This window comes from Ectopseudomonas khazarica (assembly GCF_004521985.1).
GTDB classification, from domain to species: Bacteria; Pseudomonadota; Gammaproteobacteria; order Pseudomonadales; family Pseudomonadaceae; genus Aquipseudomonas; species Aquipseudomonas khazarica.
Genome location: NZ_SBHZ01000007.1, coordinates 214890 through 238892, shown reverse-complemented (window position 1 = coordinate 238892; position 24003 = coordinate 214890). Strand labels below are relative to the sequence as shown.

The following is a 24003-nucleotide window of genomic DNA, read 5'->3' as shown; positions in this document are numbered from 1 at the left end:
GCCCGATCAAACACTTGCGCCTGGCGCATCCAGCTCGGCCTGCAACCAGTCGACGAAGCGCGCGGTGAGGCGCTGGCGCCGCTTGCGCTCGGGCAATACCAGGTAATAACCGAACGCCGACTGAGCTTCGGCATCACCCAGACGACAGAGTAGGCCCTGGGCCAGCAGTTCGTCGACCAGGTGGCGCCAGCCGATGGCCACCCCCTGGCCGGCAATGGCCGCCTGGATCAGCAGGGTGTAGTTGTCGAAGCGCAGCGCGCCGGGCGTGGGCAGGCTGCTGATGCCCAGTGCGCGGAACAGCCCGTCCCAGTCGAACCAGCGCGAGCGGTGCTCGGGGCGCAGGTGCAGCAGGGGCAGCTCGGCCAGCGCCGCAACCGGCAACGGCGGCTGGCGCTCGCCCAGCAGGCGCGGGCTGCACACCGGAAACACCTCCTCGCGAAACAGCAGGTGCGCCTCGCCGTGCTTGAAGCGGCCATCGCCAAAGCGGATCGCCACATCGATGTCGCTGGGTACCGTGGCCGGATCGCGCTCGCTGGTGATCAGGCTGACGTCCACCTCCGGGTACAGACGATTGAAACGCTGCAGACGCGGCATCAGCCAATAGGCGGCGAAGGCGAAGTCGGTGGCCACCTGCAGCACCTCGTGCTGCTGCCGTGCGGTGACCGCCGCCAGTCCGGCGTCGAGACTGGCCAGGCCCTCCTGCACGTGAGCCAGCAGCAGCTCGCCCGCCTCGGTCAGCACGATGCCGCGGTAGACGCGGTCGAACAGGCGCGTGGCCAGTTGCTGCTCCAGGCGCTTGATCTGCTGGCTGATGGCCGGCTGGCTGCTGCCCAGTTCGTTCGCGGCCGCCGTGAAGCTCAGCTGGCGCGCGGCCGACTCGAACACCCGCAATGCGTCGAGGGACAGGCCATCGATGGCTTTAAACATAAGTTCTGCTTATCCGAGGCATGTTTCTCAGCCGGGTTTACCCTGCCGGGGTTCTACCGGAATCATGGCCCCAGCACTGTCGCATAAACCAACAGTATGGAATACCCGCCACCATGAAACGCCCGAACATCCTCTTCATCATGGCCGACCAGATGGCCGCGCCGATCCTGCCCCTGCACGATGCCGCCTCGCCGGTGCAGATGCCCAACCTGATGAAGCTGGCCGAGCAGGCCGTGGTGTTCGACTCGGCCTACTGCAACAGCCCGCTCTGCGCGCCTTCACGCTTCACCCTGGTCAGCGGCCGCCTGCCGTCGAAGATCGGCGCCTACGACAACGCCGCCGACCTGCCCGCCGATGTGCCGACCTACGCCCATTACCTGCGTCGCCTCGGCTACCGCACGGCGCTGTCGGGCAAGATGCACTTCTGCGGCCCGGACCAGCTGCACGGCTACGAGGAGCGCCTGACCAGCGACATCTACCCGGCGGACTACGGCTGGGCGGTGAACTGGGACGAGCCGGACACGCGCGCCACCTGGTACCACAACATGTCGTCGGTGCTGCAGGCCGGCCCCTGCGTGCGCAGCAACCAGCTCGACTTCGACGAGGAAGTGGTGTTCAAAGCGCGCCAGTACCTCTACGACCACGTGCGCCTGACACCCGAGCAGCCGTTCTGCCTGACCGTGTCGATGACCCACCCGCACGACCCCTACACCATCCCGCGCGAGTACTGGGATCGCTACGAGGGCGTGGACATCCCCATGCCGCGCCAGCACATCGCGCAGAGCGAGCAGGACCCGCACTCGCAGCGCCTGCTGAAGGTCATCGACCTGTGGGACAAGCCGTTGCCCGAGGACAGGATCCGCGATGCGCGGCGCGCCTACTTCGGCTCCTGCAGCTATATCGACGACAACATCGGCAAGCTGCTGAAGACCCTGGAAGAGTGCGGCCTGACCGAGGACACCCTGATCGTCTTCTCCGGCGACCATGGCGACATGCTTGGAGAGCGCGGCCTCTGGTACAAGATGCACTGGTTCGAGATGTCCGCCCGCGTGCCACTGCTGGTGCACGCGCCGCAGCGCTTCGCCGCGCAGCGGGTCAGCCAGTCGGTGTCGACCCTCGACCTGCTGCCGACCCTGGTGGAGCTCGCCGGCGGCCAGCTCGATGCCGACCTGGAACTGGAGGGGCGCTCGCTGCTGCCGCACCTCAAGGGCGAGGGTGGGCATGACGAGGTGCTCGGCGAATACATGGCCGAGGGCACCGACAGCCCGCTGATGATGATCCGCCGCGGGCCGTGGAAATTCGTCTACTCCGAGCGCGACCCGCTGCTGCTGTTCGACCTGCATGCGGATCCGCAGGAGCAGCACAACCTCGCCGAGAGCAGCGCGCATCGCAGCACCGTCGCCGGCTTTCTCGCCGAAGCCCGTGAGCGCTGGGACCTGGCGGCGATCCATGCCGCGACCCTGGCCAGCCAGCGCCGCCGGCGCCTGGTCGCCGCCGCCCTGAGCCAGGGCCGGCTGACCAGCTGGGACCACCAGCCCTGGGTCGACGCCAGCCAGCAGTACATGCGCAACCACATCGACCTCGACGACCTGGAACGCCGCGCGCGCTTCCCTCAGGTATGAACCTTTACCGACTGCCGCCCCCAAAACAGAAGAAAAAAGGAGAGACGCCATGAACCGATTCAGCGTGCTGTTACTCGCCACCGCGCTCTGCAGCGCCGGCAATGTCTGGGCCGAGGACGCAGCCTGCTCCACGGTCAAGCTGGGTGATCCGGGCTGGAGCGACATCGCCGTGACCAACGGCATCGCCAGCTTCCTGCTCGAAGGCCTGGGCTACACGGCAAAAAGCCAGACCCTGGCCGTGCCGATCATCTTCGCCGGGCTGCAGAAGGGCCAGGTCGACGTGTTCCTCGGCAACTGGATGCCAGCGCAGCAGAGCAACTACGACAAGTTCGTCGCCAGCGGCGAGGTGGACAAGCTGGCGCAGAACCTCGAGGGCACCGAGTACACCCTGGCGGTTCCGAGCTATGCCTATGAGGCCGGAGTGAAGACCTTCGCCGACCTCGACAAGCACGCCGACCAGTTCGGCAGGAAGCTCTACGGCATCGCCTCCGGCTCACCCGCCAACGAGTCGATCAAGCAGATGATCGCCGCTGACGAGTTCGGCCTGGGCGACTGGAAGCTGGTGGAGTCCAGCGAGCAGGCGATGCTGGTGCAGGTCGGCCGCGCGGTGAAGCGCGAGCAGTTCGTGGTGTTCCTCGGCTGGACCCCGCACCCGATGAACGTGCAGTACGACATGCAGTACCTGCGCGGCGGCGAGAAGTACTTCGGTGACAGCGGCCAGGTCAACACCCTGGCGCGCAAGGGCTATGCCGCGCAGTGCCCCAACGTCGGCAAGCTGATGAGCAACCTCGCCTTCACCCAGGACATGGAGAACAGCATCATGGACCAGGTGCTGAGCAAGGAGGCCAGCAACGATGCCGCGATCAAGGCCTGGCTCAAGGCCAACCCGCAGGTGCTCGACGGCTGGCTGCAGGGCGTGACCACCCGTGACGGTGGCGACGGCCTGGCGGCGGTGAAAGCCCGGCTTTGAATTAGCCGGCACAAGTGAGTAGGGTGGAGTCGCCTGCGGCCCACCCTCGAGCCTGACCATGCGCCTACCCGATCGACAGACCCTGCTGCCATTTCTGCGCTGGCTGCCTGGCACCAGCCGCAAGACCCTGGGCAACGACCTGCTGGTAGGCCTGACCGGCGCCATCCTGGCCCTGCCACAATCGCTGGCCTATGCCCTGATCGCCGGGCTGCCGGCCGAATACGGCCTGTACGCCGCCATCGTGCCGGTGATCATCGCCTGCCTGTGGGGCTCGTCCTGGCACCTGATCTGTGGGCCGACGGCGGCCATCTCCATCGTGCTGTTCACCAGCGTCAGCCCCATGGCGCGCATGGGCAGCGAAGAATTCATCGCCCTGGTGTTGCTGCTGACCTTTCTCGCCGGCCTGTTCCAGTGGCTGCTCGGCCTGCTGCGCTTCGGCGCGCTGGTCAACTTCGTCTCGCAATCGGTGGTGCTCGGCTTCACCCTTGGCGCGGCGCTGGTCATCGCCCTCGGCCAGGTCCCCAACCTGCTGGGCGTGGAAATGCCCAGCCAGGCCACCGCGCTGAGCAGCCTGCTGCAGATCGGCCAGCACCTGCCCGAGACGCACTGGCCCAGCCTGGCGCTGGCCGCCTTCACCCTGCTGCTGAGCGTCGCCATCCGGCATTTCTGGCCCAAGGCACCGGCACTGCTGATCGGCCTGGTCGGCGGCAGCCTGGTGGCCTGGCTGCTACCGGCGCACCTGGTCGGGGAGATCGCCCTGGTCGCGCCCTTCGCCGGCAGCCTGCCGCCACTGACGATGCTCAGCTTCGACCTCGACGACGTCCTGCGCCTGCTGCCTGCAGCGGTGGCCTGCGGCATGCTCGGGCTGGTCACCAGCCTGTCCATCGCCCGCGCCCTGGCGGTGAAATCGCATCAGTTCCTCGACGCCAACCAGGAAGTGCGCGCCCAGGGTCTGTCGAACATCGTCGGCCCGTGGTTCTCCGGCTCGCTGTCGGCTGGCTCCTTCACCCGCTCGGCGCTGAACCTGCAGGCGGGTGCGCGCACTCCTCTGGCGGGGATCTTCTCGGCCTTGCTGGTGGCCCTGTTCGCCGTGTTCGGTGCGGCGCTGCTGACCCACATCCCGCTGCCGGTGATGGCCGCAGGCATCCTGCTGATCTGCTGGGGGCTGGTGGACCTGCCGGCGATTCGAGCACTGCGCCGGGTCAGCCGCTCCGAGTTCGCGGTGATGCTGCTGACTTTCGCCGCCACCCTGGTGCTGGAGCTGCAGACGGCGATCTACGCGGGCGTGCTGGCATCGCTGTTCTTCTACCTCAAGCGCACCTCGCAGCCGCGCGTACGCCTGTGGCATGACGGCGACGACGAGGTGCTGCGCATCGATGGCTCGATCTTCTTCGGCGCCTGCCAGTACATCCAGCAGTTGCTGCAGCGCAGCCGTGGCCAGCGCCTGGTGATCGACGCGCGGCACATCAACTTCATCGACTACGCCGGGGTGGAAATGCTGCATCAGGAAGCACGCCGCCTGCAGGCCCTGCAGCGCAGCCTGGTGCTGCGTCAGGCGCGGCCCCAGGTGATCGAGGAGATTCTCAAGCTGGAAGGCGCGGAGCACTGCCCGGTGCAGTTCGAAGACTGAGTGAGCGGCGTCGAACCCTACGCGGCTGACCCTCAGTCCTCGGCGTCATCGAGCACGCTCAGATCCAGCACGTGCGAACGCCCGATCCACATCGCACAGTCGCGATGGTCGCGCAGTTCGTTGCCGGTGATCGGGTGCAGCAGGACGTCCAGGCCACCGCGGTTGAGCATCAGCCAGGGCACCAGGTCGGCGAACAGGTCGGCGCGGAAGGCCAGCTGGCAACTCCAGCACGGATGCGGCCCGACCAGGCGCTCGTGCACCCGCCCCATCTTCACTGGAAAGCGCTTCGCCGCGTTCTCGCAGAGGGCGCGCGCCTGCTCCAGCGTAGCGGCATCGAAATAGACGTGGGCATGGTAACCACTGATACGCACCATCTCGTCCATCTGCCGCTCCTCAGGCCATCAGTTGACGACGCAGTTCGGCCAGCACCGGCGCCGTGTCCGGGCGCACGCCGCGCCACAGCGCGAAGGCCTCGGCAGCCTGCTCGACCAGCATACCGAGGCCGTCCAGGCACTGCGCCGCACCCTGCTCGGCGGCCCAGCGGTTGAAGGCGGTCGGCTCGCGGCCGTACATCATGTCGTAGCACACCGTGTGGCCGGGCTGGATCAGGCCCGGTGCAATCGGCGGCAACTCGCCGCCGAGGCTGGCCGAGGTGCCGTTGACGATCAGGTCGACCGGCGCGTCGATCCAGTCGAAGCCGACGGCCTTCAGCGGGCCCAGCTCGGTGAACTCCAGCACCAGTTTCTCCGCCTTGCACAGCGTGCGGTTGGCCACCACCAGGCTTGCCGGACGCTGCGCCAGGAAGGGCTCGAGCACGCCGCGCACGGCGCCACCGGCACCCAGCACGAGGATGCGCTTGCCGGCCAGGCTGAAACCGGCGTTGTCCTGCAGGTCGCGGGTCAGCCCGGCGCCGTCGGTGTTGTCGCCGAGCAGGCGACCGTCCTCCAGCTTCTTCAGGGTATTCACCGCGCCGGCCCGGCGGGCGCGCTCGGTCAGCTCGTCGGCGAGGCGAAAGGCCTCTTCCTTGAAGGGCACGGTGACGTTGCCACCAAGGCCTTCCGCGAAGAAGGCACGGGCATCGCCGACGAAGTCATCGAGGGGCGCCAGACGCGCCTCGTACGTCAGCGCCTGCCCGGTCTGTTCGGCGAACAGACGATGGATCAGCGGCGACTTGCTATGGCCGATGGGGTTGCCGAAGACGCAGTAGCGGTCCATGGAAAATCCTATCTGTGTAGGAGCCAGCTTGCTGGCGATTCGCTCTGCAGCCAGATCGCCCGCAAGCGGGCTCCTACGAGGTACGGGGATGACTCGTAGCCCGGATGCAATCCGGGAGCGCTCATGGAATGGCCCCGGACTACATCCGGGCTACATCATGGGTTGGTCGACAACCAGTCGCGGTCGGTGAGGAAGTACTCGGTCAGGCGCGCTTCTTCACTGCCCGGCTGCGGCTTCCAGTCGTAACCCCAGCGCACGTGCGGCGGCAGCGACATGAGGATCGACTCGGTACGCCCGCCGGACTGCAGGCCGAACAGGGTGCCACGGTCGAACACCAGGTTGAACTCGACGTAGCGGCCACGCCGGAACGCCTGGAACTCGCGCTCGCGCTCACCGAAGGGGGTCAGCTTGCGGCGCTGCACGATGGGCAGGTAAGCCTGGATGTAGGCATCGCCGATGGCGCGGATGAAGGCGAAGCAGGTGTCGAAATCCCACTCGTTGAGGTCATCGAAGAACAGCCCGCCGATACCGCGCGGCTCGCCACGGTGCTTGAGGTGGAAATAGCGGTCGCACCAGGCCTTGTACTTCGCGTACACCTCGGCACCGAACGGCGCACAGGCGTCATGCGCGACCTGGTGCCAGAACACGCAGTCTTCCTCGTTGGCGTAGTAGGGCGTCAGGTCGAAGCCGCCACCGAACCACCACACCGGTTCCTCGCCTTCCTTCTCGGCGCTGAAGAAGCGCACGTTGGCGTGCGAGGTGGGCACATGGGGGTTTTCCGGGTGGATCACCAGCGACACGCCGAGGGCCTGGAAGCCACGTCCGGCCAGTTCCGGACGGTGGGCGCTGGCCGAAGGCGGCAGGCTGTCGCCGAACACGTGGGAGAAGTTGACCCCGCCTTTCTCGATCAGCGCGCCGTTCTCGATCACCCGCGTGCGGCCACCGCCGCCGGCCGGACGCTGCCAGGCATCTTCGATGAACACGGCCTGACCGTCTTCGGTTTGCAGGGCGGAGCAGATACGGTCTTGCAGGTCGAGCAGATAGGCCTTAACGGCCTCGGTACGGTCAGTCACGGCGGCACCTTGAACAGGGAGCAGGTCGAAATCGGAGGGCAGCATAGCACTCGACAACCCCGCTCCGCAGTTGACGTCAGTCAATCGGGAGGATTGGATAGGCCCTTTCGCCGCCAGCAGGCGGCTCATGTCAGACAAGGAATCGGAGATGGCCAAGCGCATTCAGTTCAGCCAGCACGGCGGCAGCGACGTGCTCGAGTACCGTGACTACCAGCCGGCCGCCCCGGGCCCGCGCGAAGTGCGGGTGGCCAACCAGGCCATCGGCCTGAACTTCATCGACACCTATTTCCGCAGCGGCCTGTACCAGCCACCGGCCCTGCCTTCGAGCCTGGGTACCGAGGGTGCCGGCGTGGTCGAGGCGGTGGGCAGCGAGGTCAGCGGCTTCGCCGTGGGCGACCGCGTCGCCTACGCCACCGGCCCGCTCGGCGCCTACAGCGAGCTGCACGTGCTGCCCGCCGAGAAGCTGGTGAAGCTGCCGGACGGCATCAGCTTCGAGCAGGCCGCCGCAGTGATGCTCAAGGGCCTGACCGTGCAGTACCTGCTGCGCCAGACCTGCGAACTGAAGGGCGGCGAGACCATCCTCTTCCATGCCGCCGCCGGTGGTGTCGGTTCCTTTGCCTGCCAGTGGGCGAGGGCGCTGGGCGTCAGGCTGATCGGCACCGTCAGTTCGGCGCAGAAGGCCGCACGCGCCCGAGAGCAGGGCGCCTGGGCGACCATCGACTACAGCCATGAGAACGTGGCGCAGCGCGTGCTGGAGCTGACCGACGGGGCCAAGTGCCCGGTGGTCTATGACGGCGTCGGCAAGGACACCTGGGAAACCTCGCTGGACTGCGTGGCGCCGCGCGGCCTGCTGGTCAGCTTCGGCAACGCCTCGGGTGCGGTCACCGGGGTCAACCTGGGGATCCTGGCGCAGAAGGGCTCGCTGTTCGTCACCCGCCCGACCCTGGCCGGCTATGCCACCAACGCCGAGCGCCTGCAGGCCATGGCCGACGAACTGTTCGGCATGATCGCCAGCGGCCAGCTGCAGGTGGAGATCAGCAGCCGCTACGCGCTGAAGGACGCCGCCGCCGCGCAGGACGCACTGAGCTCACGGCAGACCACCGGCTCGACCATCCTGCTGCCCTGAGCCAGTGGCCCGGATGCACTCCGGGGGACGATTCAAGCCCCCCGGAGTGCATCCGGGCTACGTGTGGGAGGGGCTTTGGCCGCGAGCTTTCAGCGCTTCAGGACGGGCGGATCACATCGCCCGTGCGCAGGTCACGGATCAGGCTGGGGTTGCGCCGACCACCCAGTGCGCCACCCAGCACCTTGTCCAGCTCGCCGGGGAAATACTGCTCGACGCGCAGGCGCGAACGCGCCGACGGGCGGCCAGCCGGATTGGCCGACGTGGAAATCAGCGGCCCGGTGTAGCGGCACAGCGCGCGCACCAGCGGGTGATCGGTGACGCGCAGGGCGACGGTGTCATGCATGCCGGTGACCCACTCGGGCAGACGGTTCTGATGCGGCACCAGCCAGGTGTTCGGTCCCGGCCAGCTGCCGGCCAGACGCTCCTGCCAGACCTCGGGCAGGTCCCCGAGCAGGAAGTCGAACTGTTCGATGGCATCGGCCACCAGAATCAGACCCTTGTGCATCGGGCGCTCCTTGAGCGCCAGCAGTCGGTCCACCGCCTCTTCGTTCCACGGGTCGCAGCCCAACCCCCAGACCGCCTCGGTCGGATAGGCGATGACGCCACCCTCACGCACCACACGCGCCGTTTGCTGTATCTGCCAGTTGCTGGCCATCGACTGTCTCCCGCTGAACGAATGGCCGGCAGTCTATCCAAGACGGGGCGGCGACTGTAGCCCGGCGACCATGCGGGGATCACATCGGCGCCTGCGCCACGACAAAGCGGGCCGCCGGCGCCTTCTGCAAGCACCGTGGCGAGTGAGCCTGATGCGGCCTGGTGGATGGATGAAGCGCCATCCACCCTACGGACAGCCCGATGGAAGGGTGAGGCGCCATCCGCCCTGCGCGGATCGCACGGCGGCGAACAGCAGACGCCGCTCACGCCTGGCGCGCCAACCAGCGTCCGGCCTCGCTGCATACCCGCCCCTCGAGCTCCAGCTCGGTCAGGGCGGCGAGAACCTCTGCCAGCGGCAAGCCACTGGCCTGGACCAGCGCCTCGGTGCTGTGCGGCGCGGCATGCAACAGGGCCAGCAGTGGATGCTCGACGCGGGCCGGCGGCGCCGACGGGGATGCGATGGGTGACACGTGCCAGCCCCGCAAGGCCTCAAGAACATGCTCGGTGCTCTCCACCAGCGTGGCGCCGTCGCGAATCAGCTGGTGGCAGCCACGCGCGCCCGGATGATGAATCGAACCGGGGATGGCGTAGACCTCGCGCCCCTGCTCGGCCGCCAGCCGGGCGGTGATCAGCGAACCGCTCGACGGGCTGGCCTCGACCACCAGCACCCCAAGCGACAGGCCACTGATGATGCGGTTGCGCCGCGGGAAGTTGCTCGCCTGGGGTGGGCAATCCAGCGGCAACTCGGAAACCAGTGCGCCGCCCTGTTCGGCGATCTGCCTCGCCAGGCGTTCATGGCGACGCGGATAGAGGCGCTGCAGGCCCGTGCCGAGAATCGCGACGGTCCGGCCACCCGCGTCCAGCGCGCCCTGATGGGCCGCCCCGTCGATCCCCAGGGCCAGGCCGCTGGTTATCACGAAACCGCCCGCCGCCAGACTGCGGGCGAAGGCTCGGGCGTTGTCCAGCCCCGGCGTCGATGCGCGGCGGCTGCCGACCATCGCCAGTTGCGGCGCCTCCAGCACCAGCGGGTCGCCCGCCACGAACAGCAGCGGCGGTGCATCCGCCAGCTCCGCCAACAGCGCCGGATAGCGTGGATCGTCCCACATCAGCAGGTGCTGGCCTGGCTCATCCAGCCAGCGCAGCGCCTCCGTGGCCCGCTGACGGATCTCGGCACTGCGCCGCGGCTCGGCACAGGCGGCCGGCAAGCCCAGCGAACGCCAGGCACTGGCCGGCGCACTGAGCGCGGCCGAGGCACTCGCGAAGGCGCTGAGCAGTTTGCGAAAGCGACGGGGCCCCAGCTCCGGCAACAGATGCAGGCGCAGGCGCGCTTCGAGTTCGGCGGGAGAAATGCTGGGGGACAGCGAGGAGGACGCAGACATGGCGATTCTTCCCTGAGCGGTGCAGTCGCCATCCTGGCGACACCGGTAGAAAGCACGAGCCCCGCATCAGCGGGGCTCGTCGGGTGTTACGGGTTGCGAACCTTGTCCATCACCGCCAGTTGGCGGCTCGCCTGCAGGATCAGCCCATAACTGAGCTTGTCGTAGGTGCGGAACACCATCAGCAGGCCGGAGCGCTCGTCCGGGACCTTGACGTTCTCGCCGGTCACGCGATCGCGCACGGTCTCGCCGGTCTTGTACACCGCCAGCACGTTGCCGATCTCCAGGCCGTCACGGGTACCCTTGTTCAGGGTGACCACGTCGAACTGGCCGATCTGGCTGACACCACGCGGCACGTCGAGAATCACACCCTTGATCTCGCTGGTCGGCTCACTGGGCATGAAGGAGGAGTTGATCGCCCGCTCCTCGGTGGGGAACAGACGGTCGCCCAGGCGCACTTCCTCGGTCGAACGGCTCAGCACGAAGGTGCCGATATCGCCTTCCTCGGCAACGATCTCACCGGTGCCGATATCGTCGGCGTTGATACCGAGGAATTCCTTGGTATCCGGATCGGTGTAGGTCTTGCCCTGGCGGAACACGCCGTAGATCGGGTTCTGCTCGTCGAACTGGCCACGGGCATAGACACGGTCACCGGCGCCACTGACCACGCGCTCGGCGTTGCCGGCAACGATGTAGGGCTTGCCGTTGAACTCTTCGGGCGTATCGACGATGCGGTTGCTCAGCAGGAAGCTATTGATCGCCTCCAGCGGAATGGTCGGGATCGCCTGGGCCATCGGCGTGCTGCGCACCTGCGGCGACAGCTTGATGGTGCCGCGCGACTCGCCGCGATTGAGCATCAGGCGCGGCTGGCCATCCACGTAGACGAGATTCAGGGTGTCGCCGGGGTAGATCAGGTGCGGGTTGGCCACCTGCGGGTTGGCGTGCCAGATCTCCGGCCATTTCCACGGCTGACTGAGGAACTTGCCGGAAATGTCCCAGAGGGTATCGCCCTTGACGACGGTGTAACGGTCCGGATGACCGTCCTTGAGTTGCACTGCGGCCTGAGCCATGCAGGTCAGGGCCATTCCGCCAGCTGCCAGGAGCAAGGCGAGTAGTGATTTCCTCATACGGTGAATCCCTTTATTATGTGTCTTCACGTGAAGCGCCCTAGCGCCGCGTGCCAAACCCGCTGAATACGCGGCGTGAAGCCGTTTTTCAATGCTGTTCATCATCTTAGCAGCGGATTTTGACTTTATTCCACAAGTGCATCACAAACGCATATGGCGATCCTGAATATCCTCGAATTTCCTGATCCACGCCTGCGTACCATCGCTAAACCGGTGGACGTCGTGGACGACTCCATCCGTCAGCTGGTCGATGACATGTTCGAGACCATGTATGACGCTCCGGGTATCGGCCTGGCCGCAACCCAGGTCAACGTGCACAAACGCGTGGTGGTCATGGACCTGTCCGAAGACAAGTCCGAGCCGCGGGTGTTCATCAACCCCGAGTTCGAATCGCTGACCGACGAGATGGACCAGTACCAGGAAGGCTGCCTGTCGGTGCCCGGCTTCTATGAGAACGTCGATCGCCCGCAGAAGGTCAAGATCAAGGCGCTGGACCGCGATGGCCAGCCTTACGAGCTGATCGCCGAAGGCCTGCTCGCCGTGTGCATCCAGCATGAGTGCGATCACCTCAACGGCAAGCTGTTCGTCGATTACCTGTCCAACCTCAAGCGCGACCGGATCAAGAAGAAGCTGGAAAAACAGCATCGCCAGCGTGCCTGACCCCCGTTTACCCGAAAGGCTTGCCACGGCAAGCCTTTTTCTTTGGTGACTGCCCCATGCGTATCGTCTTTGCCGGCACCCCGGAATTCGCCGCCGAGCACCTCAAGGCCCTGCTGGCCAGCCAGCACGACATCATCGCCGTCTACACCCAGCCGGATCGCCCGGCCGGGCGTGGCCAGAAACTGATGCCCAGCCCGGTCAAGCAGCTGGCCCTGGAGCACGGCATCGCCGTCTACCAACCGGCCAGTCTGCGCAATGCGGAGGCTCAGGCCGAACTGGCGGCGCTGCAACCCGACCTGATGGTGGTGGTGGCCTACGGCCTGATCCTGCCGCAGGTGGTGCTCGACACCCCGCGCCTGGGCTGCATCAACAGTCACGCATCCTTGCTGCCGCGCTGGCGCGGCGCCGCGCCGATCCAGCGCGCGGTGCAGGCCGGCGATGCCGAGAGCGGCGTCACCGTGATGCAGATGGAGGCCGGCCTGGATACCGGGCCAATGCTGCTCAAGGTGACGACACCGATCTCTGCCGAGGACACCGGCGGCAGCCTGCATGATCGCCTGGCCCGGCTCGGCCCGCAGGCGGTCCTGCAGGCCGTCGACGGCCTGGCGGCTGGCACCCTCGCGGGCGAGGTGCAGGACGATGCCCTGGCCAACTACGCGCACAAGCTGAACAAGGACGAGGCACGCCTCGATTTCAGCCGGCCTGCCGTGGAGCTGGAGCGCCTGGTGCGCGCCTTCCACCCCTGGCCGATCTGCCACAGCACGCTGAACGGTGAGGCCCTGAAGGTGCATGCCGCCGAGCTGGCGGACGGCACTGGCGTCCCCGGCAGCATTCTCGCCGCGGACAAGAGCGGCCTGACCGTGGCCTGCGGCGAGGGCGCGCTGCGCCTGACCCGCCTGCAGCTGCCCGGCGGCAAGCCGCTGGCCTTCAGCGACCTGTACAACAGTCGTCGCGAACAGTTCGCCCCCGGCCTGGTGCTCGGTCAATGAACCCACGTCTGGCCGCCGCCCGCGCCTTGACCGCCGTGCTGTCCGGCAAGGCCTCGCTGGGCAGCAGCCTGCCGCCGCAGCTGGACAAGGTCGAACACCACGACCGCGCCCTGGCGCAGGACCTGGCGTTCGGCGCCGCCCGCTGGCAGCCGCGCCTGCAACTGCTCGCCGAGAAGCTGCTGGAAAAGCCCTTCAAGGCCGCCGACAAGGACGTCGAAGCCTTGCTGCTGGTCGGCCTCTACCAGTTGCTGCACAGCCGCATCCCGGAGCACGCCGCCATCAGCGAAACGGTCGGCTGCGCCGGCGCGCTGAAGAAGCCCTGGGCCAAGGGCCTGCTCAACGCCGTGCTGCGTCGTGCGCAGCGCGAGCACGAGGCGCTGCTCGCCGAGCTGGATCGCGACCCGGTGCTGCACACCGCTCATCCGCGCTGGCTGCAGAAATCGCTCAAGGCACACTGGCCCGAGCACTGGCAGGCCATCTGCGCCGCCAACAACGCCCACCCGCCGCTGATTCTGCGGGTCAACCGCCGCCATGGCAGCCGTGACGACTACCTCGTCGAACTGCGCGCCGCCGGCATCGAGGCCGCGCCCTGCGACTTCAGCCGCGATGGCGTGCGCCTGCTGCAGCCCTGCGACGTGACCAGCCTGCCCGGCTTCAGCGAAGGCCGCGTCAGCGTGCAGGACGAGGCCGCGCAGCTGGCCGCCGAGCTGCTCGAGCTGGCACCTGGTCAGCGCGTGCTCGATGCCTGCGCCGCACCGGGTGGCAAGACCTGTCACCTGCTCGAGGTCGAGCCGCGACTGGCCGAAGTGGTCGCCGTCGACCTGGAAGCCAAGCGCCTGGCCCGCGTGCGGGAAAACCTCGAACGCCTGCAGCTCGACGCCACGCTGATCGCCGCCGATGGCCGCGATACCGGCGCCTGGTGGGATGGCCAGGCGTTCCAGCGCATCCTGCTCGACGCGCCCTGCTCGGCCACCGGGGTGATCCGCCGTCACCCGGACATCAAGCTGACCCGCAAGGCCGAAGACATTCCCGCCCTGGCCACGCTGCAGGGCGAGCTGCTCGATGCCCTGTGGCCGACGCTGGCCCCGGGCGGCATCCTGCTCTACGCCACCTGTTCGGTGCTGCCGACGGAAAACAGCGACACCATCGCCGCCTTCCTCGCCCGCACGGCCGATGCGCAGGAGCTCGCCATCGCTGGTGAATTCGGCCTGCAGCCAGAACACGGCCGCCAGTTGTTGCCGCAGTTGGACGGCCATGACGGCTTCTACTATGCCAAGCTGATAAAGACTGCCGTGGCGACCCACGGCTAACGGAGCGATCAGTGAAAATCATCATTCTCGGCGCAGGTCAGGTCGGTGGCACCCTGGCCGAGCACCTCGCCAGCGAAGCCAACGACATCACCGTGGTGGACACCGACGGCGACCGCCTGCGCGACCTCGGCGACCGCCTGGACATCCGCACCGTGCAGGGCAAGGGCTCGTTCCCCACCGTGCTGCGCCAGGCCGGCGCCGATGACGCCGACATGCTGGTGGCCGTGACCAACAGCGACGAAGTCAACATGATCGCCTGCCAGGTCGCCTACACCCTGTTCCACACGCCGACCAAGATCGCCCGCGTGCGCGAGGCGGCGTACCTGACCCGCGAAGCACTGTTCGACAACGAGGCGATCCCGGTCGACGTGCTGATCAGCCCCGAGCAGGTAGTGACCAACTACATCAAGCGCCTGATCGAATACCCCGGCGCCCTGCAGGTCATCGACTTCGCCGAGGGCAAGGCCCAGCTGGTGGCGGTCAAGGCCTACTACGGCGGGCCGCTGGTAGGCCAGCAGCTGCGCCAGTTGCGCCAGCACATGCCCACGGTGGATACCCGCGTGGCCGCCATCTTCCGGCGCAACCGGCCGATCATGCCCAAGGGCGACACCGTCATCGAGGCCGATGACGAGGTGTTCTTCATCGCCGCCAAGGCCCACATCCGCGCGGTGATGAGCGAGATGCGTCGCCTCGAGGACAGCTACAAGCGCGTGGTCATCGCCGGCGGCGGCAACATCGGCGAGCGCCTGGCCGAGGCCATCGAGAGCCGCTACCAGGTGAAGATCATCGAGATGAGCCCGGCACGCTGCCGCTACCTCTCGGAGAACCTCGACAGCACCATCGTGCTGCAGGGCAGTGCTTCGGACCGCGACCTGCTGGTGGAAGAGAACATCAACGACGCCGACATCTTCCTCGCCCTGACCAACGACGACGAGGCCAACATCATGTCGTCGCTGCTGGCCAAGCGCCTCGGCGCGCGCAAGGTGATGACCATCATCAACAACCCGGCCTACGTCGACCTGGTGCAGGGCGGCGAGATCGACATCGCCATCAGCCCGCAGCTGGCCACCATCGGCACCCTGCTGACCCACGTGCGCCGTGGCGACATCGAGAGCGTGCACAGCCTGCGCCGGGGCGCAGCGGAAGCGCTGGAAGTGATCGCCCATGGCGATGCCAAGTCGAGCAAGGTCATCGGCCGTGCCATCGAGGACATCGCCCTGCCACCGAGCACCACCATCGGCGCCATCATCCGCGACGAGGAAGTGCTGATCGCCCACGACAACACGGTGATCGAGTCCGGCGACCACGTGATCCTGTTCCTGGTCGACAAGAAGTACATCCGCGACGTCGAGCGCCTGTTCCAGGCCGGCCTGACGTTCTTCTGAGCAGCAAGCTTCAAGCGGCACGTAAAGCGCTTGTGGCTTGCAGCTTGAGGCTTGTGGCTGGCCAACGAAGGAGGGCCGAATGAGTACCGAGGCACTGGAAAAGATGCTGGCCAAGGGCATGGACAACGCCCTGCTGCGCTTCGGCCTGGGCAAGGCCCACCTGGACGGCGGCGACGCCGTACAGGGCGCCGAACACCTGCAACGCTGCGTCGAGTTCGACCCGGGCTATTCGGCGGCGTGGAAGCTGCTGGGCAAGGCGCTGCTGGCCCAGGGCGAGCACGACGCCGCGCGCCAGGCCTGGCAACAGGGCATCGCCGCCGCCCAGGCCAAGGGCGACAAGCAGGCCGAGAAGGAAATGAGCGTGTTCCTGCGCAAGCTGGACAAGCCGCGCTGATCGACAACGCCGCCGCGAGCTATCGACGCACCAACGTAGCCCGGATGCAATCCGGGGACAGGCTCCAGGCGGTCGCGGCTGAAGCCCCTCCCACGCATGCCGTAGCGCGCTCTGCGCCAGGCACTTCGGCGACGCGCTCTTGACCTCGCCAACGGCACGGGCGCAGGGAGCATGCGGCTGAAGCGCACGCTCCTGCGCACTGCAGCGGCTCAGAGCACCTCGCTGGCCACCGCGTCCACCGCCGCCTTGGCGATACCCACCACCTCGTCCGCCTCGGCCTGGTTCAGCACCAGCGGCGGGGCGAAGCCGAGGATGTCGCCGTGCGGCATGGCGCGGGCGATCATGCCGCGCTCCAGGCACGCAGCGGAGACACGCGGGCCGACCTTGAGCGCGGCATCGAAGGGCGTACGCGCCTCGCGGTCGGCCATGAATTCCAGCGCGGCGAGCATGCCGACCCCACGGACTTCGCCCACCAGCGGGTGGCCTTCGAAGGTCTGGCGCAGTTGCTGGTTGAGGTAGGCACCGACATCGGCGGCGTTGGCGGCGATGTTTTCCTTCTCCAGGATATCCAGGTTGGCCAGCGCAGCGGCGGCGCAGATCGGGTGGCCGGAGTAGGTCCAGCCATGGCCCATGGCACCGTCGCGGCTGGAGGCCTCTTCGATCACGTTCCACACCTTCTCGCCGACGATCACCGCCGACAGCGGTGCATAGGCGCTGGTCAGGCCCTTGGCGGTGGTGATCAGGTCCGGCTGCATGCCGAACATCTGGCTGCCCATCGGCGTGCCCAGGCGGCCGAAGGCGCAGACCACTTCGTCGGCGATCAGCAGGATGTCATATTTCGCCAGCACCGCCTGGATCGCCTGCCAGTAACCCTTGGGCGGCACGATGATGCCGCCGGTGCCCATCACCGGCTCACCGATGAAGGCCGCCACGGTCTCCGGGCCCTCGGCCAGGATCAGGCGCTCCAGGTCCTCGGCGCAGTGCCGCACGAAGGCGGCTTCGTCCATGCCGGCCGGGGCCTTGTAGAAGTGCGGGCAGGCGGCGTGCTTGATATCGGCATGCGGCAGGTCGAAATGCTGGTGGAAGCTGGCCAGGCCGGTGAGGCTGCCGGTCATGATGCCCGAGCCGTGATAGCCGCGCTGGCGCGAGATGATCTTCTTCTTCGCCGGGCGCCCGAGCACGTTGTTGTAGTAACGCACCAGCTTGATCTGGGTCTCGTTGGCGTCCGAGCCGGACATGCCGTAGTAGACCTTCTTCATGCCCTGCGGCGCCCAGTCGATGATGCGCGCCGAGAGCTCGATGATGGCCTCGGTCGAGTGGCCGACGTAGGTGTGGTAGTAGGCCAGCTCCTTGGCCTGCTTGTAGATGGCCTCGGCCACCTCGGTGCGGCCATAGCCGATGTTCACGCAGTACAGACCGGCGAAGGCGTCGATCAGCTCGCGGCCCTCGTGGTCCTGGATGCGGATGCCCGAAGCGCCCTTGATGATGCGGCCCTTGAGCGCGCCGCTGGCATGATCGTGGGCGTGGGTGGACGGGTGCATGAAGTGGGCACGGTCCTGCTCGAACAGCTTCTGGTAGTCGGTCATGGCGGTCTCCATCTGACTCGCTGGGGTGGCGATAAAGGTCATTCACAGGTTTGTGGGAGGGGCTTGCAGCGCCTGCAAGGTCAGGCGCGGCTGAAGTCCCTCCCAGCGGCTCTCCGGGTGCATCAGGGGTAGCGCTGGCCCTGGTGATGAATGCAGAAGTACTTGGTTTCGACGAAGGGCTCGAAGCCCTCCGTAGCGCCTTCGCGGCCGAGGCCGGAGGCTTTCATGCCACCGAAGGGGATCGGGTGGCCGGTGAATTTGCTGCCGTTGACCGCGACCATGGCATGCTCGAGGCGGCGAATCAGCGGATGGACGACGTCCACCCGGTTGGAACAAATGTAGGCGGCCAGGCCGTACTCGGTGTCGTTGGCCATGGCCACGGCGTCGTCCAGGCTGTCGAAGGCGCGCACGCCGGCGATGGGCGCGAAGTTCTCCTCGCGGTAGATGCGCATGCCGCCTGTGACGTCGGCCAGCAGCGTCGGCTGCCAGAACCAGCCGCCCAGCGCATGGGGCTCGCCACCGACCAGCAGCCGCGCACCCTGCTCGATGGCATCGGCCACCCGTGCAGCCGTGCCGTCCAGCGCCGCCTGGTGCATCAGCGGGCCGATCTGGTTGCGTTCGTCATGCCCCGGTCCCACGCGCAGGTCGCGCACGGCCCTGGCGAAGCGTTGCAGGAATTGCTCGTAGACCGGGCGCTGCACCAGGATGCGGTTGGCCGCGCAGCAGTCCTGCCCGGAGGTCTGGAACTTGGCGTCCAGCGCCACCTGCACGGCGTGATCGAGGTCGGCATCGGCGCAGATGATCAGCGGCGCGTTGCCGCCCAGCTCCAGGACCACCTTCTTCACGTCATCGGCGGCAGCCTGCAGCACCAGCTTGCCGACGCGGGTCGAGCCGGTGAAGCTCACCGAACGCACCCGCGCATCCTTGACCAGGGTCTCCATGGCCATCTGCGGCTCACCCAGCACCACGTTGAACACACCGGCGGGGAAGCCCGCTTCCTCGGCCAGCTGGGCCAGGGCGAAGGCGGAGTAGGGCGTCTCGTGCGCCGGTTTGACCACCACGGTGCAGCCGGCGGCCAGGGCAGCAGCGGCCTTGCGAGTGATCATCGCGCTGGGGAAGTTCCAGGGCGTGAGCAGGGCGCAGACGCCCACCGGCTCCTTGAGCGTACCCAGCTGGGCGCCGGGGATATGACTGGGGATGGTCTGGCCGTAGAGCCGGCGCGCCTCCTCGGCGAACCAAGGGATGAAGCTGGCGGCGTAGCGGATCTCGCCACGCGCCTCGGCCAGCGGCTTGCCCTGCTCCAGGCTGAGGATGCGCGCCAGGTCCTCCTGATGCTGCAGGATCAGCTCGGCCCAGCGCCGCAGCAATGCCGCGCGGGCGTCCAGGCTCTGCTCGCGCCAGGCGATGAAGGCACGCTGGGAGGCATCCACGGCGCTGCCGATCTGCTGCGCGCTGAGCATCGGTACATGGCCGATCAGGCTCTGGTCGGCCGGGTTCTGCACCGCGACGCTGGCGCCGTCGTCACTGTGTACCCAGTGACCGTCGACATAGCAGAGCGACTTGAACAGCAGGGGGTGGTCGAGGGGCATGGCGATGTCTCCGGGCCGATGGGCATGGGAGACATGCTAGGGAAGGGCGGCCTGGTGTTTTTTCCAAGCCGCCACCGCGTTACCGCAGTTTTTTCTGAAGGAGCGCGGCGAACAGAAGATTTCTCAGGCCCCGCCGCACCTCGGCAGCGGCACTCAGACAATCGCGGCTAAAGTCCCTCACACACACTCGCCACCGGCCACCGTGGGAGGCGCTTTAGCGGCGAGCGTGCTTCACGTCGTGGCAATACGTTGCGGCAGGGCACGCACGATGGCGCTGAGCAACATGCCGTACAGCGGCACGAACAGCATCAAGCTGATGGCCAGCTTGATCACGTAGTCCACCGTGGCGATTTCCACCCAGTTGGCCGCCATGAACGGATCGTCGCTGTGCCAGAAGGCCACCGAGAAGAACAGGAAGGTGTCCAGCAGGTTGCCGAAGATGGTCGAGGCGGTGGGCGCCACCCACCACTGACGCATCCTGCGCAGGCGGTCGAAGACCTGGATGTCCAGCAACTGGCCGAAGGCATAGGCGAGGAAGCTGGCCACGGCGATGCGGAAGACGAACAGGTTGAACTCGCCCAGCGTTGCCAGGCCGCCGAAGGCCCCCTCGTGGAACAGCACCGAGACCGCATAGGAAGCGAGCAGCGCCGGCAGCATCACACGGGCGATGACCACGCGCGCAGCATGCTTGCCGATCAGGCGCACGGTGAGGTCGGTGGCGAGGAAGATGAACGGGAAGCTGAACGCACCCCAGGTGGTATGCCAGCCGAACAGGGTGATCGGCAGCTGCACCAGGTAGTTGCTGGCGATGATGATGAGGATGTGGAAGGCGATCAGGCCGGCCAGCACGGGCCGACTGACCGACGCGGGAATCAGGGTCATGTCGATGTCCTTTTTCGTGAAGTGGGGTGAGGGAACCCACTGCCGCAGCCGACATGGCCACGAGCGGCGCGCATTCTAGCGCGTTGTTGACTCACGGGATAGGTTTTGCCCGAACGCTCCCGCGCCGTTGGTCCGCTCGATTGTTCAGGCTTCCGGCACGACTCGCTTGGCCAGCTGGAAATGACGCTGCCAATAGGCGTTGCTGAGGTGATCGATGCGCACGTTGCTGCCACGTCGCGGGGCATGGATGAAGCGGCCGTCGCCCAGGTAGATGGCCACGTGGTCCACCGAGCGGCTACGGATACGGAAGAACAGCAGATCGCCCGGTTGCAGGTCACTGCGCTTCACCGAAGGCGCGTCCAGGCGTGACAGGGCGCGAGAGGTGCGTGGCAGGTCGAGGTCGCTCTGGGTCTTGAAGGCGTACTGCACCAGGCCGCTGCAATCGAAGCCCTGCCGGGGGCTGGTGCCGCCCCAGCGATAGGGTATGCCCAGGGCGCCCAGGGCGCGGTCGATCACCTCGCGGGCCGGGGCCGGCTCGGCCGCTGGCGCGGTGGCGGGAATGGTCTGGATACGGAAGGTGGCGGAGGCTTGGGTACAAATTCCCAGTAAAAGAGCGCCTCCCAGGCAAAGTGACGTGAAAAACTTGTTCAAACCCAGTGATCCTGGTGACTGGCCAGCGAACGGAACCCTCTCCGAATCAAGGCATTGCATAGAAAACGGGCTTCCCGCCCGTCCCGGAGACGGACCATCGAAAAGCCCACCTGGTTCACTGCCGGCCTCGTCAATCGACGAACGGTTCCCGGCCTGAAGCTGCACATTCGTGACCGATCACCGCCATTTGTGCCCCGACTGTTGAGCAGCACCCGCTCGACCGTTAAGGTCACCCGGCTGCCCACCACTGCAAAGGACTCGTGCATGAACCTGAGAACCACCCTGTTCGCCGCCTCGCTGCTGGCCGTCAGCCTTGGCGCCCAGGCACAGACCGACAGCGCCAGCTGCGGCGCAGTCACCCTCGCCGATCCGGGCTGGAGCGACATCGCCGTGACCAACGGCATCGCCAGCCTGCTGCTCGACGGCCTCGGCTACAAGGCACAGACCCGCACCCTGGCCGTACCGATCATCTTCGCCGGGCTGCAGAAGGGCCAGGTGGATGTGTTCCTCGGCAACTGGATGCCGGCAGGCCAGCACGACTATGCGCGCTACGTGGAGAGCGGCCAGGTGGACAAGGTGGTGGAGAACCTCGGCGGCACCGAGTACACCCTGGCCGTGCCCACCTACACCTACGCCGCAGGGGTGAAGGACTTCAGCGACCTGAAGCGCTTCGCCGAGCGCTTCGACCGGAAGATCTATGGCATCGGCTCCGGCTCGCCGGCCAACGACTACATCCGCCAGATGATCGAGGGCAACGAGTTCGGCCTCGGCGACTGGAAGCTGGTGGAGTCCAGCGAACAGGCGATGCTGGTGCAGGTCGGCCGCGCGGTGAAGCGCGACGAGTTCGTGGTGTTCCTCGGCTGGACGCCGCACCCGATGAACGTGCAGTTCGACATGCAGTACCTCAAGGGCGGCGAGAAATTCTTCGGCAGCACCGGCTCGGTCAACACCCTGGCGCGCAAGGGCTATGTCGCCGAGTGCCCGAACGTCGGCAGGCTGCTGAGCAACCTGACCTTCACCCAGGAAATGGAAAACACCATCATGGATGAGGTGCTCAACCGCAAGGTGGCCAACGCCACGGCGATCAGCACCTGGATCAAGGCCAACCCGCAGGTGCTGGAGCGCTGGCTGGACGGGGTGACCACCCGCGACGGCGCTGACGGCCTGGCCGCGGTGAAGGCCAGGCTCTGATGCCACGTCAGCCTGCAGATGCCCGACATCTCAGGCCTGGCGTAGGTCAGTCGTCCAGTTCGGCGGGCGCACCCGACGCGTCCGCCTTGATGGTCTTGGTGACGATGTAGGTGAAGTAGCGCTCGATGCCGAGGTCTTCCAGCAGCAGCTGGTCGATGAAACGCTGGTAGTGGTCGATGTCACGGGCGCGGATCATGGCGATGTAGTCGACGCCGCCGCCGGTGGCGTAGCAGAAGCCCACCTCCGGCGCCTCGCTCAGGCGCTGCTCGAAGCGGCGCATGTCCTGCGCGGTATGCCGGGCCAGGGTGATTTCCACCAGCACCTGCTGGCTGCGGAACAGCGCCGCCCAGTCGATCAGCGCGCGGTAACCCTTGATCAGCCCGGCGCTTTCCAGCTTGCGCACGCGCTCCCAGGCCGGGGTCACCGAGAGGTTGATCGCCTCGGCCAGGGCCGACTTGGTGATCCGCCCGTCCTCGGCGAGGATGCGCAGGATCTTCAGGTCATAGCGGTCGAGCTTGTGCATCGGTGCCTCGGTCGATTGAGCGTTCATGGGGTGTATGGCCCCCGGTCGCGGCTAACCCCCCACGATCTGTAAGTCTGTGGGAGGGGCTTTAGCCGCGACAGGCTAGCCCACCACCTCGGCGATGACTGCGAGGGTATCACCACACTGCACCAGCCCCGGGAAATGCCGGGCGGCGAGCAGGCCGCTGCGCCGGGCGCGGTACTCGCTGGCGGGCGCGCCGGTGCGCCGCAGGCTGTGCACGCGCGCGATCACCTCGCCCTTCTCCACCCTGTCGCCCAGATCGCGGCACATCTCCAGCAGGCCGTCGTCCTCGCTGGCGACGAAACAGTCGCCATCGGGCATGTCGAGCATCACCGACTCGCCGGCCTCGATCTCGCCCTGCAACAGGCCGAAATGGATCAGCAGATTGCGCACGCCGCGCTCGGCGATGGCCAGGCTCTTCGCCGTGCTGCTGCCGCCGCCACCCAGCTCGGTGGTGACGAACACCTTGCCCTGCTCCTCGGCGGCGGTGTCGTACATGCCCACCGCGTCCAGCTCCAGCATGCGCATGCAGTAGGGCGCGGCGAAGGCGCGCATGCCGGCGGCGCAGGCCGCGTCCTGGGCCTTGTCCGGGAGCACGTGGCAGGCGGCGAAGGGCAGGAAGTCCAGGGTCTTGCCACCGGAATGGATGTCCAGCACCACGTCGGCCATGGGCAGCAGCGTGCGCTGGAAGTAGTCGGCGATCTTCTGCGTCACCGTGCCATCCGGCTTGCCGGGGAAACTGCGGTTGAGGTTGCCCTTGTCGATCGGCGAGGTACGGCTGCCGGCCTGCACCGCCGGGGTGTTCATGAACGGCACGATGATCACCCGGCCGGTGACGTCCTCGGCGCGCAGGCGCTGGGCCAGCTTGCTCAGCGCCAGCGGGCCTTCGTACTCGTCGCCATGGTTACCGCCGGTGAGCAGCGCGGTGGGGCCGCTGCCGTTCTTCACCACGGTCACCGGGATCATCACCGCGCCCCAGGCCGAATCGTCACGGGAATAGGGCAGCTTGAGATAGCCGTGTTGCACGCCGTCACGTTCGAAGTCGAGCGTGGGGCTGATGGGGTTGTCGCGCAGTTGGGTCATGATGCAAAGCCCGGCATGA

The 24003-nt window shown here is 67.0% G+C and carries 23 protein-coding genes; 10 read left to right on the top strand and 13 right to left on the bottom strand.

Annotated features, from left to right (window positions below; all coding sequences use genetic code 11):
- Positions 1–6: 6 nt before the first annotated feature.
- A complete protein-coding gene (locus tag EPK82_RS11550) occupies positions 7–927 on the bottom strand; it encodes a choline sulfate utilization transcriptional regulator (RefSeq protein ID WP_037052233.1) in 921 nt (306 codons plus the stop codon).
- Between the two features lie 113 nt (positions 928–1040).
- On the opposite strand from EPK82_RS11550, the gene betC reads away from it, so the two are divergent.
- The 3 genes from betC to EPK82_RS11535 are packed head-to-tail and all read left to right on the top strand — an operon-like array spanning position 1041 to position 5149.
- The gene (gene betC, locus EPK82_RS11545) at positions 1041–2549 is read left to right on the top strand and encodes a choline-sulfatase (protein WP_134676649.1); all 1509 of its coding nucleotides are present in this window, start codon (positions 1041–1043) and stop codon (positions 2547–2549) included.
- Positions 2550–2598: 49 nt separating this feature from the next.
- On the top strand, positions 2599–3519 hold the full coding sequence (gene choX, locus EPK82_RS11540) for a choline ABC transporter substrate-binding protein (protein WP_134676648.1): 921 nt from the start codon (positions 2599–2601) through the stop codon (positions 3517–3519).
- Positions 3520–3577: 58 nt separating this feature from the next.
- A complete protein-coding gene (locus tag EPK82_RS11535; protein WP_134676647.1) occupies positions 3578–5149 on the top strand; it encodes a SulP family inorganic anion transporter in 1572 nt (523 codons plus the stop codon).
- A 32-nt stretch (positions 5150–5181) separates the two neighbouring features.
- On the opposite strand, the gene EPK82_RS11530 is transcribed toward EPK82_RS11535, so the two are convergent.
- From EPK82_RS11530 to hemF, 3 genes are all read right to left on the bottom strand, one after another.
- Positions 5182–5532 carry a DOPA 4,5-dioxygenase family protein gene (locus tag EPK82_RS11530; RefSeq protein ID WP_134676646.1) on the bottom strand — a complete coding sequence of 117 codons (351 nt, stop codon included), beginning with the start codon at positions 5530–5532 and terminating at the stop codon, positions 5182–5184.
- Between the two features lie 10 nt (positions 5533–5542).
- Positions 5543–6364: a shikimate dehydrogenase gene (gene aroE, locus EPK82_RS11525; protein WP_134676645.1), complete on the bottom strand. Its 822-nt coding sequence runs from the start codon at positions 6362–6364 to the stop codon at positions 5543–5545.
- Between the two features lie 155 nt (positions 6365–6519).
- Complete coding sequence (hemF, locus tag EPK82_RS11520; RefSeq protein ID WP_134676644.1) at positions 6520–7437, bottom strand: oxygen-dependent coproporphyrinogen oxidase; 918 nt, start codon at positions 7435–7437, stop codon at positions 6520–6522.
- A 148-nt stretch (positions 7438–7585) separates the two neighbouring features.
- Here hemF and EPK82_RS11515 point away from each other — a divergent pair, with 148 nt between their 5' ends.
- Positions 7586–8563 (top strand): NADPH:quinone reductase, encoded by a 978-nt coding sequence (locus tag EPK82_RS11515; RefSeq protein ID WP_037052249.1) that lies wholly within the window; start codon positions 7586–7588, stop codon positions 8561–8563.
- 97 nt (positions 8564–8660) lie between these two features.
- On the opposite strand, the gene EPK82_RS11510 is transcribed toward EPK82_RS11515, so the two are convergent.
- The 3 genes from EPK82_RS11510 to EPK82_RS11500 form a co-directional block, all read right to left on the bottom strand.
- Positions 8661–9218 carry an L-threonylcarbamoyladenylate synthase gene (locus EPK82_RS11510; RefSeq protein WP_047585274.1) on the bottom strand — a complete coding sequence of 186 codons (558 nt, stop codon included), beginning with the start codon at positions 9216–9218 and terminating at the stop codon, positions 8661–8663.
- A gap of 262 nt (positions 9219–9480) precedes the next feature.
- Positions 9481–10596 (bottom strand): DNA-processing protein DprA, encoded by a 1116-nt coding sequence (gene dprA, locus EPK82_RS11505; protein WP_134676643.1) that lies wholly within the window; start codon positions 10594–10596, stop codon positions 9481–9483.
- An 86-nt stretch (positions 10597–10682) separates the two neighbouring features.
- On the bottom strand, positions 10683–11720 hold the full coding sequence (locus tag EPK82_RS11500) for a LysM peptidoglycan-binding domain-containing protein (protein ID WP_037052257.1): 1038 nt from the start codon (positions 11718–11720) through the stop codon (positions 10683–10685).
- A gap of 153 nt (positions 11721–11873) precedes the next feature.
- Here EPK82_RS11500 and def point away from each other — a divergent pair, with 153 nt between their 5' ends.
- From def to EPK82_RS11475, 5 genes are all read left to right on the top strand, one after another.
- Positions 11874–12380, top strand: coding sequence for a peptide deformylase (gene def / locus EPK82_RS11495; RefSeq protein ID WP_013713230.1), 507 nt, complete (start codon positions 11874–11876; stop codon positions 12378–12380).
- Positions 12381–12436: 56 nt separating this feature from the next.
- Positions 12437–13369: a methionyl-tRNA formyltransferase gene (gene fmt / locus EPK82_RS11490; RefSeq protein ID WP_047592741.1), complete on the top strand. Its 933-nt coding sequence runs from the start codon at positions 12437–12439 to the stop codon at positions 13367–13369.
- Complete coding sequence (gene rsmB / locus EPK82_RS11485) at positions 13366–14679, top strand: 16S rRNA (cytosine(967)-C(5))-methyltransferase RsmB (RefSeq protein ID WP_037052262.1); 1314 nt, start codon at positions 13366–13368, stop codon at positions 14677–14679. The genes fmt and rsmB overlap by 4 nt, the downstream gene beginning before the upstream one ends.
- Positions 14680–14690: 11 nt before the next feature.
- Positions 14691–16064 (top strand): Trk system potassium transporter TrkA, encoded by a 1374-nt coding sequence (trkA, locus tag EPK82_RS11480; protein ID WP_037052265.1) that lies wholly within the window; start codon positions 14691–14693, stop codon positions 16062–16064.
- A 79-nt stretch (positions 16065–16143) separates the two neighbouring features.
- A complete protein-coding gene (locus EPK82_RS11475; protein ID WP_134676642.1) occupies positions 16144–16458 on the top strand; it encodes a tetratricopeptide repeat protein in 315 nt (104 codons plus the stop codon).
- A 209-nt stretch (positions 16459–16667) separates the two neighbouring features.
- Here EPK82_RS11475 and EPK82_RS11470 read toward each other — a convergent pair whose 3' ends face one another.
- The 4 genes from EPK82_RS11470 to EPK82_RS11455 form a co-directional block, all read right to left on the bottom strand.
- Positions 16668–18044: an aspartate aminotransferase family protein gene (locus tag EPK82_RS11470; protein WP_134676641.1), complete on the bottom strand. Its 1377-nt coding sequence runs from the start codon at positions 18042–18044 to the stop codon at positions 16668–16670.
- A 122-nt stretch (positions 18045–18166) separates the two neighbouring features.
- A complete protein-coding gene (locus EPK82_RS11465) occupies positions 18167–19633 on the bottom strand; it encodes an NAD-dependent succinate-semialdehyde dehydrogenase (protein ID WP_134676640.1) in 1467 nt (488 codons plus the stop codon).
- 231 nt (positions 19634–19864) lie between these two features.
- Positions 19865–20515, bottom strand: a complete 651-nt coding sequence (locus EPK82_RS11460; protein ID WP_134676639.1) for a 7-cyano-7-deazaguanine/7-aminomethyl-7-deazaguanine transporter — start codon at positions 20513–20515, stop codon at positions 19865–19867.
- A gap of 144 nt (positions 20516–20659) precedes the next feature.
- Entirely contained in the window at positions 20660–21226 is a 567-nt protein-coding gene (locus EPK82_RS11455) for a C40 family peptidase (protein WP_134676638.1), read from the bottom strand.
- Positions 21227–21430: 204 nt separating this feature from the next.
- On the opposite strand from EPK82_RS11455, the gene choX (EPK82_RS11450) reads away from it, so the two are divergent.
- A complete protein-coding gene (choX, locus tag EPK82_RS11450) occupies positions 21431–22357 on the top strand; it encodes a choline ABC transporter substrate-binding protein (protein ID WP_134676637.1) in 927 nt (308 codons plus the stop codon).
- Positions 22358–22403: 46 nt separating this feature from the next.
- Here the strand turns inward: choX (EPK82_RS11450) and EPK82_RS11445 are convergent, their stop codons facing one another.
- Positions 22404–22880, bottom strand: a complete 477-nt coding sequence (locus tag EPK82_RS11445; protein ID WP_037052284.1) for an Lrp/AsnC family transcriptional regulator — start codon at positions 22878–22880, stop codon at positions 22404–22406.
- A 102-nt stretch (positions 22881–22982) separates the two neighbouring features.
- Positions 22983–23984: a N(2)-acetyl-L-2,4-diaminobutanoate deacetylase DoeB gene (gene doeB, locus EPK82_RS11440; protein ID WP_134676636.1), complete on the bottom strand. Its 1002-nt coding sequence runs from the start codon at positions 23982–23984 to the stop codon at positions 22983–22985.
- Positions 23985–24003: the final 19 nt, after the last annotated feature.

Bases quoted from the DNA above. Each gene is read 5' to 3' on its own strand.
- EPK82_RS11460 (WP_134676639.1), bottom strand. From the start codon at position 20,515: ATGACCCTGATTCCCGCGTCGGTCAGTCGGCCCGTGCTGGCCGGCCTG.
- EPK82_RS11455 (WP_134676638.1), bottom strand. From the start codon at position 21,226: ATGCAATGCCTTGATTCGGAGAGGGTTCCGTTCGCTGGCCAGTCACCA.
- fmt (WP_047592741.1), top strand. From the start codon at position 12,437: ATGCGTATCGTCTTTGCCGGCACCCCGGAATTCGCCGCCGAGCACCTC.
- EPK82_RS11475 (WP_134676642.1), top strand. From the start codon at position 16,144: ATGAGTACCGAGGCACTGGAAAAGATGCTGGCCAAGGGCATGGACAAC.
- EPK82_RS11515 (WP_037052249.1), top strand. From the start codon at position 7,586: ATGGCCAAGCGCATTCAGTTCAGCCAGCACGGCGGCAGCGACGTGCTC.
- EPK82_RS11535 (WP_134676647.1), top strand. From the start codon at position 3,578: ATGCGCCTACCCGATCGACAGACCCTGCTGCCATTTCTGCGCTGGCTG.
- def (WP_013713230.1), top strand. From the start codon at position 11,874: ATGGCGATCCTGAATATCCTCGAATTTCCTGATCCACGCCTGCGTACC.
- rsmB (WP_037052262.1), top strand. From the start codon at position 13,366: ATGAACCCACGTCTGGCCGCCGCCCGCGCCTTGACCGCCGTGCTGTCC.
- choX (WP_134676648.1), top strand. From the start codon at position 2,599: ATGAACCGATTCAGCGTGCTGTTACTCGCCACCGCGCTCTGCAGCGCC.
- EPK82_RS11470 (WP_134676641.1), bottom strand. From the start codon at position 18,044: ATGACCGACTACCAGAAGCTGTTCGAGCAGGACCGTGCCCACTTCATG.
- aroE (WP_134676645.1), bottom strand. From the start codon at position 6,364: ATGGACCGCTACTGCGTCTTCGGCAACCCCATCGGCCATAGCAAGTCG.
- EPK82_RS11510 (WP_047585274.1), bottom strand. From the start codon at position 9,218: ATGGCCAGCAACTGGCAGATACAGCAAACGGCGCGTGTGGTGCGTGAG.
- EPK82_RS11445 (WP_037052284.1), bottom strand. From the start codon at position 22,880: ATGCACAAGCTCGACCGCTATGACCTGAAGATCCTGCGCATCCTCGCC.
- dprA (WP_134676643.1), bottom strand. From the start codon at position 10,596: ATGTCTGCGTCCTCCTCGCTGTCCCCCAGCATTTCTCCCGCCGAACTC.
- EPK82_RS11500 (WP_037052257.1), bottom strand. From the start codon at position 11,720: ATGAGGAAATCACTACTCGCCTTGCTCCTGGCAGCTGGCGGAATGGCC.
- EPK82_RS11465 (WP_134676640.1), bottom strand. From the start codon at position 19,633: ATGCCCCTCGACCACCCCCTGCTGTTCAAGTCGCTCTGCTATGTCGAC.
- EPK82_RS11550 (WP_037052233.1), bottom strand. From the start codon at position 927: ATGTTTAAAGCCATCGATGGCCTGTCCCTCGACGCATTGCGGGTGTTC.
- choX (WP_134676637.1), top strand. From the start codon at position 21,431: ATGAACCTGAGAACCACCCTGTTCGCCGCCTCGCTGCTGGCCGTCAGC.
- EPK82_RS11530 (WP_134676646.1), bottom strand. From the start codon at position 5,532: ATGGACGAGATGGTGCGTATCAGTGGTTACCATGCCCACGTCTATTTC.
- betC (WP_134676649.1), top strand. From the start codon at position 1,041: ATGAAACGCCCGAACATCCTCTTCATCATGGCCGACCAGATGGCCGCG.
- doeB (WP_134676636.1), bottom strand. From the start codon at position 23,984: ATGACCCAACTGCGCGACAACCCCATCAGCCCCACGCTCGACTTCGAA.